This is a genomic window from Streptomyces buecherae (assembly GCF_014295035.1).
GTDB lineage: Bacteria > Actinomycetota > Actinomycetes > Streptomycetales > Streptomycetaceae > Streptomyces > Streptomyces youssoufiensis.
Genome location: NZ_CP060404.1, coordinates 226,474 through 243,437, shown reverse-complemented (window position 1 = coordinate 243,437; position 16,964 = coordinate 226,474). Strand labels below are relative to the sequence as shown.

The following is a 16,964-nucleotide window of genomic DNA, read 5'->3' as shown; positions in this document are numbered from 1 at the left end:
GGGGAGCGACGGGTGAACCGGGCCGCCGGGCTGGTGGGAGTGGTGGGCGACCGGGGGTGCGGGGGGTGCTGGCGCTACGCGTGTGGCGCCGCGGGTGATGCCTGGTCAGCCAGGACGCGGGCCGGTTGTCGGGGGCGCTAGGGGGGTGGTCTTCGGCGCCGGCACGCCGCGTGCCGGCGCCGAAGACCCAGGCCCTGGCCACGCCGCACTCGGGGTCGGTGGGGCGGTGGCGCGGTCCGGTAGGGGTGTCTCAGGGCTTGTGCGCGACCACGATCACGCATCCGGCGCTCGGCACCGTCGGCAGCGCCTCCTTGGCCGCGTCGAACACCTCCTGGACCGAGATCCCGTGCGTGGCCTCGAAGTCCTTGCGGCAGCGCAGGATGCCGTCGATCATCCGGTTGGCCGTGTCCTTGGTGTTCTCGGTGACGTCCTTGACCTCGTCGAGGACCAGCCCGGCCGCGCTGATCAGCTCAGGCCAGTCCTCCAGCCTGACCAGCGAGGAGACGACGGACGGATCGGTGGGCTCCTGGTAGCTGCCGTCCTCGGGCGGGGTCACGTCGGTCAGCACGACCCGGCCGCCCGGCACCAGCACCCGCGTCATCTCGCGCAGCGCCGTCAGCCGTTCCATGTGGTTGATCGACTCGAAGGCCAGGATGGCCTCGAAGGACTCCGCGTCGAAGGGCATCGCCATGGCGTCCGCGAACTGGAACCGCACCTGGTCCGACCTGCCCGCCGCTGCCGCCCGCTCAAGGCCCTGCTTGACCTGCTGCTCGCTGATGGTGATGCCCAGTACGTCGGCCCCGGTCGAGGTCGCCACGCGCATCGCCGGCTTGCCGATGCCGCAGCCCACGTCCAGCACCCGATCGCCGGGTCCCACGCGGAGCCGCTCGATGAGCAGGTCGGTGAACCGGTCGGTGGCCTCCTCGACGGTGGCCGTGTCCTCGGCGTTCTCCCAGTACCCGAAGTGGAAGTTGTCGTCCCACGCCATCTGGAGCAGCGGACCCAGCGAGCTGTAGTAGTCGGACACCTGGCCGCTCGGCGGAACGGACGCTTGGGACATGACTCTCCTCCTGTGTGCTCGGCGACCCGGCTGGCCGTCAAGGGGCCGCCACGGGGCCCACTCGTGAGCTGATGGTCCAGTGGCGCGATAACACCGGGCTAAAGTCACCGGCCGCGACCTGTTTGGCGTGCCTTTAGAGAGGCAGACCACGCTGGCGACGTGCTCGCACCGATCACTCAAGTCCGGAGCGGAGTGCCGCCAATGACCCAAGACGACCGGAAGTCTTTTCCTGCTGAGCTCCGTACGAGGCGTGATGGCTAGCACCGATCCCACCCGGTCACCCCGGTCCGTAACTCCCATCGCCGTCGTGGGTCTCGCCTGCCGATTTCCACGGGCGGCGAGCCCCCGGGAATTCTGGCGACTGTTACGCGATGGTGAAAGCGCGATTTCCGCGATGCCGGACGACCGTCGGTACGCGGAAAGCGTCGACGCGGCGAACGGCGCGGCCGAGCGGGCCCGTTCCATTCGCTGGGGCGGATTCCTGGACCGCGTGGACGCGTTCGATGCCGAATTCTTCGGCATCGCGCCGCGCGAGGCGCTCGCCATGGACCCTCAGCAGCGACTGATGCTGGAGCTGGCCTGGGAGGCGCTGGAGGACGCGGGCACCCTCCCCGAGACCCTCGCGGGCAGCCGCACCGGCGTCTTCGTGGGCGCCATGTGGGACGAGTACGCCGCCCTGCTGCGCCGGCACGGCGCACTCGCGGACAACCGCTACCCGATGACCGGCCTGCACCGCAGCGCCATCGCCAACCGCGTCTCCTACGGACTCGGGCTGCGCGGCCCCAGCCTGGCCGTCGACACGGCGCAGTCCTCCGCTTTGGTGGCCGTGCACCTGGCCTGCGAGAGCCTGCGCCGCGGCGAGTGCACCCGGGCGCTGGCCGCCGGCGTCAACCTGATCCTCAGCGAGGACAGCATGGACGCGGCCACCGCCCAGTTCGGCGGGCTCTCCCCGGACGGCAGGTGCCACACCTTCGACGCTCGGGCCAACGGGTTCGTACGGGGCGAGGGCGGCGGCGCGGTGCTGCTGCGCCCCCTGGCGGCGGCGCTGCGCGACGGCGATCCGGTCTACTGCGTCATCCGGGCCAGCGCACTCAACAACGACGGCGCCACCGACGGGCTCACCGCACCCAGCCAGGGCGCCCAGGAAGAGGTGCTGCGCCGCGCCTACGCACAGGCGGAGACGGCCGCCGCCGACGTCCAGTACGTGGAGCTGCACGGCACCGGCACGCCCGTCGGCGACCCGATCGAGGCCGCGGCCCTCGGGGCCGCGCTGGGCCGGGACCGGTCGGCCACGACGCCGTTGCGCGTGGGCTCCGCGAAGACGAACGTCGGCCACCTGGAGTCCGCCGCCGGAATCGTCGGACTGCTCAAGGTGGCGCTCGCCATCACGCACCGCGCGCTGCCGCCGAGCCTGAACTACGCTACACCCAACCCGCGCATCCCGCTGGCCACCCTGGGACTTGAGGTACAGCAGGAGCTCGGCCCGTGGCCACGGGCCGACCAACCCCTGGTCGCCGGCGTCAGCGCCTTCGGCATGGGCGGCACCAACGCCCACCTGGTGCTCACCGAGGCACCCGAGCCCGAGCCGACCCCGTCGCCGCACACCGCCGCGCCCAACCCGACGCGCCGCGCCCACCCGAGCCCAGCCCCCGTCGCCTGGACGCTGTCGGGCAGGACCGAGCAGGCGCTGCGCGCCCAGGCCGCGCGGCTGCGCGCGCACCTGGCCGACGAGCCCGACGCGGACCCGGCGGCCGTCGGGCACGCGCTCGCCACCCGCCGTACGGCCTTCGCCCACCGCGCCGTGCTGCACGGACACGAGCGGGACGAGCTGCTGGCCCTGTTGGACGCGGCCGAGCGCGGCGCGGACGCCCCCGGCCTGGCGCGCGGCCGGACCACCGGCGGCAAGGTCGCGCTGCTCTTCAGCGGCCAGGGCAGCCAGCGGCTGAACATGGGCCGCGAGCTGTACGACACCTACCCGGCCTTCGCCGCCGCCCTGGACGCGGCCCTCGACTGCCTCGACGGCCACCTGGACCGACCGCTGCGCGAGATCCTGTTCACCGCGCCGGACGCACTCGACGCATCGGACGCACCCGCTGCCCCCGATGCGCCGGACGCGGCCCCCAGCGCGCTCGACCAGACCGCGTACACCCAGGCGGCCCTGTTCGCGATCGAGGTCGCCCTCTACCGGCTCGTCGGGTCCTGGGGCCTGACGCCGGACTACGTGCTGGGCCACTCGGTGGGCGAGATCGCCGCCGCCCACGTCGCCGGGGTGTTCTCGCTCGCCGACGCCGCGGCGCTGGTCGCGGCCCGGGGGCGGCTGATGCAGGCCGTCACGGAACCGGGCGCCATGGCCGCCTGGCAGGCCAGCGAGGACGAGGCGGCCGAACTCCTCGCGCGGTACGCGGGCCGGCTCGGCGTCGCCGCCGTCAACGGACCGGCGTCGCTCGTGGTCTCCGGCGACGCGGACGCCGTGGACGAGGCGACCGCCGCCTGGCGCGCCCGTGGACGCAAGGCGTCCCGGCTGCGCGTCAGCCACGCCTTCCACTCCCACCACATGGACGGCATGCTCGACGGGCTGCGGGCCGTCGCCGCCGGCCTGACGTTCGCCCCGCCGACCATCGACGTCGTCTCGAACGTGACCGGCGAGGTGGCCACCGCGCGACAACTCGGCTCGCCCGACTACTGGGCCGAACACGCCCGTAACGCCGTACGGTTCATGACCGGCGTGCACACCCTGCACGCGGCCGGCGTCGACACGTTCCTCGAAATCGGCCCCGACGCGCCGCTGACCGTCATGGCCCGCGAGTGCTTCACCGCGCTGCCCGAGACCGGACGAGGCGGCGTCGACCGACCGCTGCCGGCCGCCCTGGCCACCCTCCGCCGCCAACGCCCCGAGGTCACCACCCTCGCCTCCGCCGTGGCCCAGGCGTACGTACGGGGCGTGCCGCTGCGCTGGGAGCAAACCTTCGACGGCGCCACCCGCCCTCGGGTGACCCTGCCGACCTACGCCTTCCAGCGACAGCGTTTCTGGCCGCGCCCGACGGCCGAGCCCGAGCCGACGGGCGCCCAGCGAACCGGGCACGGCAGCACCCACATCCCGGCCCGCGTCAACGGCACGGCCCTGCCCGGACCCGCCCCCGACGCGCCCACACCGCCCGAGCCCGCCGCCTCGCCCCTGCGGAGCAGGCTGGGCGGGCTCACCGACGCCGAGCGCGACCAGGTACTGCTCGACCTGGTGCGGGCCAAGGCGGCGCTGGTCCTCGGCCACGCGACGGGTAGCGCCGTCGACCCGCACCTGACGTTCAAGGAACTCGGCTTCGACTCGATGGCCGCGGCCGAGCTGAGCGAACAGCTCAGCGCCGCGGCCGGGCTGCCGCTGCCCGCCACGCTGACGTTCGACCACCCCACGCCCACCGCCGTGGCGGCCGAGCTGCGCGCCCAGACCGGCGACGGCCCCACCGCATCCCCCGAGCCGCACCGGTCGGCGCCCGCCGTGGCCGGCGCCGACGACCCCGTCGCCATCGTCGCCATGAGCTGCCGTTACCCGGGGGGCGCCAGCACCCCCGAGGAGCTGTGGCGCCTGGTGGCCGGCCAGGTCGACGCCGTGGGCCCGTTCCCCACCGACCGGGGCTGGGACCTGGCGGGCCTCTACCACCCCGACGCCGACCACCCCGGCACCAGCTACGCCCGCGAGGGCGGCTTCCTCTACGACGCGGCCGAGTTCGACGCCGCCTTCTTCGGGATCAGCCCGCGCGAGGCGCAGGCGATCGAGCCGCAGCAGCGCCTGCTCCTGGAGGCCGCCTGGGAGGCGTTCGAGCGCGCCGGCATCGACGGCCCGGCGCTGCGCGGCAGCGACACCGGCGTGTTCGTGGGTGCCACCGCGCAGGACTACGGCCCGCGACTGCACCAGGCCGCCGGCGGCATCGACGCCCACCTGCTCACCGGCGTCACACCCAGCGTGGCCTCCGGCCGGGTGGCCTTCACCTTCGGCCTGGAAGGGCCCGCCGTCACCATCGACACGGCCTGCTCCTCGTCCCTGGTGGCCCTGCACCTGGCGGCCCAGTCGCTGCGGCAGGGCGAGTGCGCGCTGGCGCTGGCCGGTGGCGTCACGCTGATGGCCTCGCCCGGCATGTTCACCGGCTTCTCGCGCCAGCGCGGGCTGGCCCCCGACGGCCGGTGCAAGCCGTTCGCCGCCGCGGCCGACGGCACCGGCTGGGCCGAGGGCGTGGGGCTGGTCCTGCTGGAGCGGCTCTCGGACGCCCGGCGCAACGGCCACGAGGTGCTCGCCGTCATCCGTGGCTCGGCCATCAACCAGGACGGCGCGAGCAACGGCCTGGCCGCGCCCAACGGCCCCGCCCAGCAGCGCGTCATCCGACAGGCGCTGGTCAACGCGGGGCTCGCCGGGACCGAGGTCGACGCCGTCGAGGCACACGGCACCGGCACCACCCTGGGCGACCCGATCGAGGCCCAGGCCCTGCTCGCCACGTACGGCCAGGGCCGGCCCGACGACCAACCCCTGTGGTTGGGGTCCGTCAAGTCCAACATCGGTCACACCCAGGCCGCCGCCGGCGTCGCCGGTGTGATCAAGATGGTGATGGCGCTGCGCCACGCGGAGCTGCCGCCGTCGCTGCACGCGAACGAGCCCAGCCCGCACGTGAACTGGGCCGCCGGCGGCGTCCGCCTGCTGACCGAGCCCGTGCCGTGGCGCACCGGCGAGCGCCCGCGCCGGGCCGCCGTCTCCTCGTTCGGCATCAGCGGCACCAACGCCCACCTCATCGTGGAGCAGGCCCCCGCCTCGGAGCACACGGAACGCGCGGACCAGACCGGACAGGACGCGCCGACGCAGGCCGTCGCCGGCGGCGGCGTCGTGCCCTGGGTGCTGTCGGCCCGTGGCCCGCAGGCGCTGCGTGGCCAGGCCAAGGCGCTGGTCGAGCGGCTGCCGGCCGCCCTGGAGGCCGGCGCCTCGCTCGCCGACGTGGGCTTCTCGCTGGCGACCCGACGGACGGTGTTCGAGCACCGGGCCGTGGTGCTCGGCCAGGACCGGGACGAACTGCTGGTCGGCCTGGAGGCGCTCGCGGCCGGTGAGACCTACCCCGGCGTGGTGGGTCCCGCCGCGCCCCCGACCGGCAACACCGCGCACGGCCCGGTGCTGGTCTTCCCGGGTCAGGGTTCGCAGTGGGTGGGGATGGGCGCGGGGTTGTTGGAGTCGTCTCCGGTGTTCGCGGCGCGGGTGGCCGAGTGTGAACGAGCGCTGGCTCCGTACGTGGACTGGTCGCTTGCCGAGGTGTTGCGGGGCGGTGTGGACGCGGCCGGCCTGGGTCGGGTTGATGTGGTGCAGCCGGTGTTGTGGGCGGTGATGGTGTCGTTGGCCGCGGTGTGGGCTGATCAGGGTGTGACGCCTGCCGCCGTGGTGGGTCACAGCCAGGGTGAGATCGCCGCTGCTGTCGTCGCCGGTGCGTTGTCCTTGGAGGACGGTGCGAAGGTGGTGGCGTTGCGGAGCAGGGCGCTGCGCCGCCTTGCCGGTGGCGGTGCCATGGCCTCGCTCGGCATGAGCCAGGCTGAGGCGACGCCGTGGCTGGCCGAGTTGGGTGCGGCGGCGTCGGCCGTCGTCGTGGCGGCCGTCAACGGCCCGGGTTCCGTGGTCGTCTCCGGCCCGCCCGAGCAGGTGCGACACGCGGTGGAACGCTGGCAGCGGACCGGCGGCCGGGCCCGCCTGATCGACGTGGACTACGCCTCACACAGCCCCCAAGTAGACGTGATCGCCAACGAGTTGACCGATCTCCTCGCGGGCGTCGAGCCGACCGGTTCCGACGTCGCCTTCTACTCGACCGTCACCGCCGAGCGCCTCGACACGACGGAGCTGACCGCCGCGTACTGGGTGACCAACCTCCGCGAACAGGTCCGCTTCGCCGAGGCCGTGCAACGGCTGCTCGAAGCGGGCCACCGGGTGTTCATCGAGGCCAGCACCCACCCCGTCCTCACCGTGGGGTTGCAGGAGTCCTTCGACGAGGCCGGTGTGGCGGCCGTCACCGTGCCCACGCTCCGGCGCGAGCAGGGCGGTCCGGCGCAGTTGGCCCAGTCGGTGGCGCAGGCGTTCGCCGCCGGCGTCGCGGTGGACTGGTCCCGGTGGTTCGCCGCCGACCCAGCGCCACGCGTCGTGGACCTGCCGACGTACGCCTTCCAGCGCGAACGGTACTGGCTCGCCCCGGCCAGCGGCGGCGCCGGAAACCCGGCCGACCTCGGGCTCACCACCTCCGGGCACCCGCTGCTCGGCGCCGCCGTCGAGGTCGCCGACGGCAGCACACACGTGCTCACCGGGCGACTGTCGACGCGGACCCACGCCTGGCTCGCGGAGCACGAGGTGGCCGGCGTCACCCTGGTGCCCGGCACGGTGCTGCTGGAGTGGGCGCTGCGCGCCGCCGACGAGGTGGGCGGCGCGGGCGTGGACGAACTGGCTCTCCAGGTGCCCCTGGTCCTCCCCGCCGCTGGCGCGCTGCGCGTCCAGGTCGTGGTGGGCGATGCCACGGCGGACGGCCGCCGCGACGTACGGATCTACTCGCGCGCCGACGAGCCCCAACCGTCCAGCCTGCCCTGGCTGTGTCACGCGGAGGGCGTGCTGGGCCCGCCGCAGACCGAGGCCGCCGAGCCCGACCAGCCGGTCGGCGCCTGGCCGCCACCCGCCGCCGAGCCCGTGGACCTGGCCGAGTTCACCGCTGACAGCGCAGCCGACGGCTACGGCTACGGGCCCGCCTTCCAGGGCCTGCGCGCCCTGTGGCGGCACGGGGACGAGGTGCTGGCCGAGGTCGCGCTGCCCAAGGCGGCGGGCGACCACGAGGGTTACGGCATCCACCCGGCACTGCTGGACGCGGCGCTCCAACCCGCGCGCCTGGTCCCCGCCCCCACGGCGGGCGAGGACACCGACGGGCGGGTGTGGATGCCGTTCAGTTGGAGCGGAGTGACGCTGTGGGCCGGCGAGGCGCGCAGCGTCCGGGTCCGCCTCAGCCCACGCCAGGACGCGGCGGAAGGGGAGCGGGCGCTGCGCGTCACGGTCACCGACGGGGCCGGCGCGCCCGTCCTGACCGCCGACGCACTGGTGACCCGGCCCGCCGACAGGAGCCACCTGCGCGCCGCGGCCAGCCGTGGCGTGGAGGGCCTGTTCACGCTGGACTGGGCCCAACTCGGCACGGCGCGCCCGGCCGACGCGCCCGCCGGAGGCGACTGGGCGCTGCTCGGCGACGACCGGCTCGGCCTGACCGGGCCCGGCACCGACGGTCCGCGCGGCACCAGCTACCCCGACGTGGCGGCACTCGCGGCCTCGGCCGCCGACGGCACGCCCGTACCCGCGACCGTGCTGACCCAGGCACTCGGCGACGGCACGCCGACCGACACCCGAGCCGACACGCCCGCCGACGCGTTGCGCCTGGCCGAGAACCTGTCGCGCCTGGTGCGCGACTGGCTGGCCCGTCCCGCCCTGGCCGAGTGCCGGCTCGTCGTCATCACCCGTGGCGCGGTGGCCACCGACGACGGCGAACCCGTCCGGGACCTGGCCGGCGCCACCGCCTGGGGGCTGGTCAGCGCCCTGCAGGCCGCGCACCCCGGGCGCCTGCTGCTGCTGGATGCCGACGAGGACACCACCGGGCTGCCCTCGGTGGCGCTGCGGGCCGGCGAGTTCGACGAGCCCCGGCTCGCGCTGCGGGCCGGCCGGTTGCTGGCACCGCGCCTCACCCGCGCCACCGCACCCGCCGAACCAGCGGCGGACGGGGCCGACGGGCTCGACGCGGACGGCACGGTCCTGGTCACCGGCGGCGACGGCCCGCTGGGCGAGCTGATCGCCGAGCACCTGGCGCGTACGGGGCAGGCCAAGCACCTCCTGCTCGTCAGCCCACCCGGCACGGACGACGCTGGGGCGGGCGAACTCGCGGACCGGCTGGGCGCGTTGGGCGCCACACCACGGTTCGCGTCGGCCGACCTCGCCGACCCCGAGGCGGTGGCCGCGCTCGTCGCCGCCGTCGACCCCAAACACCCGCTCACCGCCGTCATCCACACCGCGGGCAACCAGCCGGCGGCCCGGCCAGCCGCGGCCGCGAACACCACCACTGGTGAGGCCACCGCGGACGTCGCCGAGTCCCTGGCCCGATCGTGGGCCACCCGGGCCGGCGCCGCCGCACACCTGCACGCGGCCACCGCCGGGCTGCCCCTCACGCTGTTCGCGACGTTCTCATCGGCCGCCGGCACCCTCGGCGTCGCCGGGCTGCCCGAGGACGCGGCGGCGGACGCGTACGGCGCCGCGCTGGCGGCCCACCGGCGCACGCTCGGCCTGCCCGGCCTCGCGGTGGCCTGGGGGCCCTGGGCCGCCAGCGGGCCCGCGCCAGCGCCGCGTTCCGGGATCGAGGCGCTCCCCACCGAGCAGGCGCTCACCCTCTGGGACGCCTCCCGCCGACACGGCGGCGCCCACCTGGTGGCCGCGGGCATCGACCCCCGGGCGCTGGCGGCGCTGCCCGCCGACGCGGTGCCGGCCGCCCTGCGCGGCCTGCTCGCGGCGGGCGTACGCGGACGGCGCAGCGCGGCCGAGGTCGGTGCGGGACGGCCGGTGGACTGGGCGGCGCGACTCGCCGGGCTCTCCGCCGACGATCGCCACCGCACCCTGCTGGGCCTGGTCCGGGAGCACGCGGCCACGGTGCTCGGGCACGCCGACGCCGACGCGGTCCAGGTGGACGCGAGCTTCAAGGACCTCGGCTTCGACTCGTTCACGGCCGTGGAACTGCGCAACCGGCTCGCCGCCGCCACGGGGCTGCGCCTGCCGGCCGCCCTCATCTTCCGCCACCCCACACCGGAGGGCATCGCCACGCACCTGCTCCAGCGGCTCGTGCCCGACGAGGCACAGCCCCCGGCGCGCGGCACCGCCGAACCGGCGCTCACCGACCTCACCCGACTGGAGAACACCCTGACCAACGCGGTGCTGGCGGACGACGACGCCGGCGTCGTGCTGTCCCGACTGGAAAGCCTGCTGTCCCGGCTCAAGGCCGAACGCAAGCCGGCGAACGAGAGCAGCGCCGCGGAACGACTGGAATCCGCGTCCGCGGATCAGGTTCTCGACTTTATCCACAACGAACTCGGGGTGTCCTGAATGCGCTGGACGCCACCATCGCCGAAGGCCGGGTGACTCCCATGGTGAACGAAGAGAAGCTGGTCGAGTACCTCAAGCGCGTCTCCGCCGAACTGCACGACACGCGCCAGCGGTTGCGCGAGGTCGAGGAGCGGGCTCAGGAGCCGATCGCCGTGGTGGGCATGGCCTGCCAGTTCCCCGGCGGGGCCCGCACGCCCGAGGAGTACTGGGAACTCATCGTCTCCGGCGTGGACGCGATCGGCGACTTCCCGACCGACCGCGGCTGGGACCTGGAGAACCTCTACCACCCGGACCCGGGCCACTACGGAACCAGCTCGGTCAGCCAGGGCGGGTTCCTCTACGACATGGACACGTTCGACGCCGCGTTCTTCGGCATCAGCCCGCGCGAGGCGCTGGCCATGGACCCGCAACAACGCCTCCTCCTGCACACCGCGTGGGAAGCGCTTGAGCGGTCCGGCATCGACCCGTTCACGCTCAAGGGAACGCGGACGGGCGTCTACGCCGGCATATCCGGCCAAGACTACCTGTCCCGCACCATGCGCATCCCCGAGGGCTTCGAGGGTTACGCCACCACCGGCGTGCTGCCCAGCCTGCTGACCGGCCGCGTCGCGTACACCCTGGGCCTGGAGGGCCCGGCCGTCACCGTCGACACCGCCTGCTCCGCCTCCCTGGTCGCCATGCACCTGGCCTGCCAGGCGCTGCGCCAGGGCGAGTGCACCCTCGCCCTGGCCGGCGGGGTCAACGCCATGGCCACACCGCTGATGTTCACCGAGTTCTCCCGCCAGCGCGCCCTCGCCCCCGACGGGCGCTGCAAGTCCTTCGACGCGTCCGCCGACGGCACCGGCTTCTCCGAGGGCGTCGGCCTGGTCGTCCTGGAACGGCTCTCCGAGGCGCGGCGCAACGGCCATCGCGTGCTCGCCGTCATCCGTGGCTCGGCCATCAACCAGGACGGCGCCAGCAACGGCCTCACCGCCCCCAGCGACGTCGCCCAGGAGCGCGTCATCGGCCAGGCGCTGGCCAACGCCCGGCTGGGCCCGTCCGACGTGGACGCCGTCGAGGCGCACGGCACCGGCACGGCCCTCGGCGACCCCATCGAGGCCGAAGCCCTCATGGCCACCTACGGGCGGGAACGGCAGCCCGACCGCCCGCTCTGGCTGGGCTCCGTCAAGACACACATCGGGCACACCCACGCGGCAGCCGGCGTCGCCGGTGTCATCAAGATGGTGATGGCCCTGCGCCACGGTCTGCTGCCGGGCAACCTCCACCTCCACCAACCCACCCCGCACGTCGACTGGGACGACGCGTCGGTCCGGCTGCTGACCGAACACGTCCCGTGGGAGCAGCACGGCCGCCCGCGCCGGGCCGGCGTCTCCTCGTTCGGCATCTCCGGTACGAACGCCCACCTCATCCTGGAACAGGCGCCCGAGCCGACACCCGCGACCGACCCGACAACCGGGCCGGCGATGTCCGCGGCCCCCGACGCCCCGCTGCCCTGGGTGCTCTCGGCCCGCACCGCCGACGCCCTCCGCGACCAGGCCGAGGCGCTCCTGCGCAGGGTGACCGCCGCCCCCGACCTCTCCCCGCGCGACGTGGGGTGGTCCCTGGTCACCACTCGCTCGGCCTTCGAACACCGGGCCACCGCCCTGGCCCCCGACCGCGAGACCCTCCTCACGGTCCTGACCGCCCTGGCCTCCGGCGACACCCACCCCCAACTCGTCCACACCGCCCACCCCACCGTCGGCGGTGTGGGCCCGGTGTTGGTGTTCCCGGGGCAGGGTTCGCAGTGGGTGGGGATGGGTGCGGGGTTGTTGGAAGCCTCGCCGGTGTTCGCGGCCCGGGTGGCCGAGTGTGAGCAGGCGCTGTCTCCGTACGTGGACTGGTCGCTTGCCGAGGTGCTGCGGGGCGGGGTGGACGCCGCTGACCTGGGTCGGGTTGATGTGGTGCAGCCGGTGCTGTGGGCCGTGATGGTTTCCCTCGCTGCGGTGTGGGCTGATCAAGGGGTCAAGCCGACTGCTGTGGTGGGTCACAGCCAAGGTGAGATCGCCGCTGCTGTCGTCGCCGGCGCGCTGTCCTTGGAGGACGGTGCGAAGGTGGTGGCGCTGAGGAGTAAGGCGCTGCGCCGACTTGCCGGCGGTGGGGCGATGGCTTCGCTCGCGTTGAGTCAGGACAAGGCCGAGGAGTTCCTGGCCGGCTTCGGTGACTGCGCGGCAGGAGTGGGCATCGCGGCCGTCAACGGGCCCGGCTCCGCCGTGGTTTCCGGGCCGCCTGAGCAGGTCCAGCACGCCGTCTCCGCACTGGAGGAATCAGGTGGCAGGGCTCGCCTGATCGACGTGGACTACGCCTCCCACAGCGCACAGGTTGACGAGATCGCCGGCGAGTTGCACGAGGTGCTAGCCGGTATCAGTGCGACTCAGGGTGAGGTGGCGTTCTACTCCACCGTCACCGCCGAGCGTATCGACACCAGCACTTTGGACACCGCGTACTGGGTCACTAACCTGCGCGAGCAGGTCCGTTTCGCCGACGCCGTACGCCAGCTCCTGGCTGATGGCCACCGCGTGTTCATCGAAGCCAGCACCCACCCCGTCCTGACCGTCGGACTCCAAGAAGCCTTCGACGAAGCCGGGATCGAAGCTGCCGCGGTACCAACCCTCCGCCGCGAACACGGCGGGTTGGAGCAGTTGGCGCGGTCCGTGGCGCACGCGTACGCGGCCGGGGTAGCGGTGGACTGGACCCGCTGGTTCTCGGGTGAGCCCGCGCCGAGCGTGGTGGATCTGCCGACGTACGCGTTTCAGCGGGAGCGGTTCTGGCTGGACGGGCACAGCGGGGAGACCGGGCGCGGGGGTGACCCGGCCGACCTGGGGTTGGCCTCGGCCGGGCATCCGTTGCTCGGGGCGGCCGTGGAGCTGGCCGACGAGAGTTCCTGCCTGTTGACCGGGCGGCTGTCCGCGCAGTCGCCGTCGTGGCTGGCCGAGCACGTCGTTGCCGGCAGCGTGTTGGTGCCCGGGGTGGCGCTGGTGGAGTGGGCACTGCGGGCCGCGGACGAGGTGGGCAGCGGTGGGTTGGACGAGTTGGCGCTCCAGGTGCCCCTGGTGTTGCCCGCCTCCGGTGGCGTTCGGGTGCAGGTCGTGGTGGGGGAGGCCGGCGCCGACGCGCGGCGCGACGTACGGATCTACTCGCGCCCGGACGGCGAATCCACCGACCCCTGGCTCTGCCACGCCGAGGGGGTGCTCGGCCCGCCGGCGGACGCGGCGGCGCGGGGCGAGGGACTGGGCGGAGTCTGGCCGCCGGCCGGCGCCGAACCGGTGGACCTGACCGACTTCTACGAGCGGTCGGCGGCGGCTGGTTACGCCTACGGCCCGGCGTTCCAGGGGCTGCGGGCGGCGTGGCGGATGGGGGAGGACCTGTACGCGCAGGTGGAGCTGCCCGAGGCGGCGGGGGAGCGTGACGGGTTCGGCGTTCACCCGGCGCTGCTCGACGCCGTCATGCAGCCGACTCTCCTGTTCGACGCCGCCGATACCGCCCCCAATGCCGCAGCCGGAGAAGGTCAGGTGTGGATGCCCTTCTCCTGGGGCGCGGCGTCCCTGTGGGCCGCCGAGGCCAGCTCCGTACGGGTGCGTCTCTCGCCGCGCCCGGGCGGCGCGCCGGGGGAGCGGTCGCTGGGCCTGACCGTGGCCGACGCCGTGGGCGCGCCCGTGCTCAACGCCGAGTCCGTGGTGCTGCGGCGCGCCGACGTCGGCCAGGTGCGCGCCGCGCGCGACCGTGGCGCGGACGACCTGTACGCGCTGGAGTGGACCCCGCTGCCGGTGCCGACCGGGACGCGGCCGGAGGCTCCCGCGCTGGCCGTACTCGGTGACGACCCGTACCAACTCGCCAACCTGCGCTTGCCTGACGGCGGATTGCCCGTGGCGTACGACGACGTCGCGGCGCTGGTGGCGCGGTGCGAGGCCGGCACGCCGACGCCCACGGTCGTGCTGCTCAGCGTCCCCGCCTCCGGCGCGGAGGGCGTGCAGGGCACGGACGGCGTGAAAGGGGCCGACGCGGGGCTGGCCGCGACGCGCCGGGTCCTGGAGGTCGCGCAGGAGTGGCTGGCCGCGCCGCGACTCGCCGACGCGCACCTGGTCGTGGTGACGCGGGGCGCGGTCGCCGAGGGTGAGCCGGGCGGCGGCAGCGGGGCCGTGGACGAGCGGTGGGTGGACGCGGCCGGCGCCGCCGTGTGGGGCCTGGTGCGCAGCGCGCAGGCCGAGAACCCCGGCCGACTGCTCCTGCTCGACCTGGCTCCGGACGCCGCGGTGGCCCCGGACGCCGTGGCGGGCGCCGTGCGGGACGCGGTGGCCGGTGGCGAGTGGCAGGTGGCGCTGCGCGACGGGCGCGTGCTCGTGCCCCGCCTCGTACGGGCCGACGCGGCCAGCGAACTGGTGCCGCCGGCCGGCGAGCGGGCCTGGCGGCTGGCCGCCCACTCCACCGGCACGGTGGAAGACGTGACGACGGCGGTCTGCCCCGAGGCGCTGGCGCCGCTCGCGTCGGGACAGGTGCGCGTCGACGTACGCGCCGCCGGCGTCAACTTCCGTGACGCGCTGATCGCGCTGGGCATGTACCCCGGCGGCGCGACCTTCGCGGGCAGCGAGGGCGCGGGCGTCGTGGTCGAGGTCGGCGACGGCGTCACAGGGTTGGCCGTGGGCGACCGGGTGCTCGGCCTGTTCGAGGGCGCGTTCGGCTCGCTGGCCGTGGCCGACGCCCGCACGGTGGCGGCCATGCCCGACGAGTGGAGCTTCCCGCAGGCGGCCTCGGTGCCGGTCGCGTTCCTCACGGCCTGGTACGGGTTGGTGGAGTTGGGTGGGTTGGCCGCGGGTGAGTCGGTGTTGGTGCACGCCGCGGCTGGTGGCGTAGGGATGGCGGCAGTGCAGGTGGCGCGGCATGTGGGGGCGGAGGTGTACGCGACGGCCAGTCCTGGCAAGCACGAGGTGTTGTCGGGGATGGGTATCGACGCGGCGCATCGTGCCAACTCGCGGTCGTTGGAGTTCGAGTCCACGATCCGGGACGCGACGGGTGGTCGGGGTGTCGATGTCGTCCTGAACAGTCTGGCCGGCGAGTTCGTGGACGCCTCGCTGCGGCTGCTCGCCGACGGCGGGCGGTTCGTGGAGATGGGCAAGACCGACCTCCGTAACCCCGAGCAACTCGCCGCGGACCACCCAGGCGTGCGCTACACCCCCTTTGACCTGCTTGCCGACGCGGGCCCGGACCGCATCGCCGCGATGCTGGGCACCCTGCGCAAGCTGTTCGCCGACGGCGCGTTGTCCCCGTTGCCGTCGCGGGTGTGGCCGTTGGCGCGGGCGCGGCAGGCGTTGCGGCATCTGAGCCAGGCCAAGCACACGGGCAAGCTGGTGTTGGACGTGCCGGCCACCCTGGACCCCGAGGGCACGGTCCTGATCACCGGTGGCACCGGCACCCTCGGCGCGCACGTCGCGGAGCATCTGGCGCGTACGGGTCGGGTGCGGCACCTGTTGCTGGTCAGCCGCAGTGGCCCGGAGGCGCCGGGCGCCGGCGAGTTGGTCGAACGGTTGGCCGCCGTCGGTGCCTCGGCCCGGGTGGTGGCGGCCGACGTCACGGACCGGGAAGCGGTCGAGAGCCTGGTCGCCGGCGTCGACCCGGCCCACCCCCTCACCGGCGTCATCCACGCGGCAGGCGTCCTCGACGACGCGATGTTCCCCTCCCAGGACGCGCAGCGACTGGCCCGCGTCTGGGCGGCCAAGGCCACCGCCGCGGCCCACCTGCACGCCGCGACCCGGGATCTGCGGCTGGGCATGTTCGTCCTCTTCTCCTCCTTCGCCTCCGCCCTGGGCACACCCGGGCAGGCCAACTACGCCGCCGCCAACGCCTTCTGCGACGCGCTGGCCGCCCATCGCAGGGCCATCGGGCTGCCCGGCCTCTCGGTCGCCTGGGGCCTGTGGGCCGATGCCAGTGGGCTGACCGCCCGGCTCGACGCCGCCGACCACGCCAGGATCGGCCGCCTCGGCATCAAGGCCAACAGCACCGAGCAGGGCCTGACCATGCTGGACGCCGCCTGTGCGCACGGGCAGCCGCAGCTCCTCGCGCTCCGCCTGGACCGGCGGGCCCTGGCCGGCCAGCCGATCGAGGGGTTGCCGACCCCGCTGCGGGCGCTGGCCGCGGCCGGCGCCGGCACCCCACGCCGGGCAGCCGCCGCTGCCCACGCCTCCGCCGACCTGGCCGGCCAGCTCCGTGGACTGCCCGCCAGCGAACAGCACCGCACACTGCTCGGCCTGGTCCGTACGCACGCCGCCACGGTCCTCGGGCACGCCGACTCCGGAACGGTGCGGCCGGACACCTCCTTCAAGGAACTGGGCTTCGACTCGCTGACCGCCGTGGAACTGCGTAACCGCCTCGCGGCCGCCACCGGCCTGCGGCTGCCCGCCGCCCTCGTCTTCGACCACCCCGAGCCCGCCGCGCTGGCCCGCCACCTGCTCGACCAGCTCGACCTGGGCGGCGCGCCACCCACCTCGGGCGACGCGGGCGACGTGGGAGGCCCGCTGTTCGCCGAACTCGCCCGGCTGGAGGGCGCGTTGACCGGCGCGGCCGTCGCGGGCCTGGACGCGGGCGCGGTCACGGCCCGCCTGGAGACGCTGCTGGCGAAGTGGAAGGCCAGGAGCGCTCCCGTCGAGGAGGAGGCCGCGGCGGACATGCTGCACACCGCGTCGGCGGACGAGTTGGTGAACTTCATCGACAACGAACTTGGCCTGTCATGAATTACTTGGGCGCGCA

Annotated in this window: 3 protein-coding genes; 2 read left to right on the top strand and 1 reads right to left on the bottom strand. The window is 74.5% G+C overall.

Annotated features, from left to right (window positions below):
- Window positions 1-250: 250 nt before the first annotated feature.
- A complete protein-coding gene (locus H7H31_RS00720; RefSeq protein ID WP_187062074.1) occupies window positions 251-1,060 on the bottom strand; it encodes an SAM-dependent methyltransferase in 810 nt (269 codons plus the stop codon).
- 253 nt (window positions 1,061-1,313) lie between these two features.
- Here H7H31_RS00720 and H7H31_RS00715 point away from each other — a divergent pair, with 253 nt between their 5' ends.
- A complete protein-coding gene (locus H7H31_RS00715; RefSeq protein WP_187117711.1) occupies window positions 1,314-10,187 on the top strand; it encodes a type I polyketide synthase in 8,874 nt (2,957 codons plus the stop codon).
- 41 nt (window positions 10,188-10,228) lie between these two features.
- Window positions 10,229-16,948 carry a type I polyketide synthase gene (locus H7H31_RS33565; RefSeq protein ID WP_187117710.1) on the top strand — a complete coding sequence of 2,240 codons (6,720 nt, stop codon included), beginning with the start codon at window positions 10,229-10,231 and terminating at the stop codon, window positions 16,946-16,948.
- Window positions 16,949-16,964: the final 16 nt, after the last annotated feature.

Coding starts and splice junctions, on each gene's coding strand:
- H7H31_RS00720 (WP_187062074.1), bottom strand. CDS start 1,060: ATGTCCCAAGCGTCCGTTCCGCCGAGCGGCCAGGTGTCCGACTACTAC.
- H7H31_RS00715 (WP_187117711.1), top strand. CDS start 1,314: ATGGCTAGCACCGATCCCACCCGGTCACCCCGGTCCGTAACTCCCATC.
- H7H31_RS33565 (WP_187117710.1), top strand. CDS start 10,229: ATGGTGAACGAAGAGAAGCTGGTCGAGTACCTCAAGCGCGTCTCCGCC.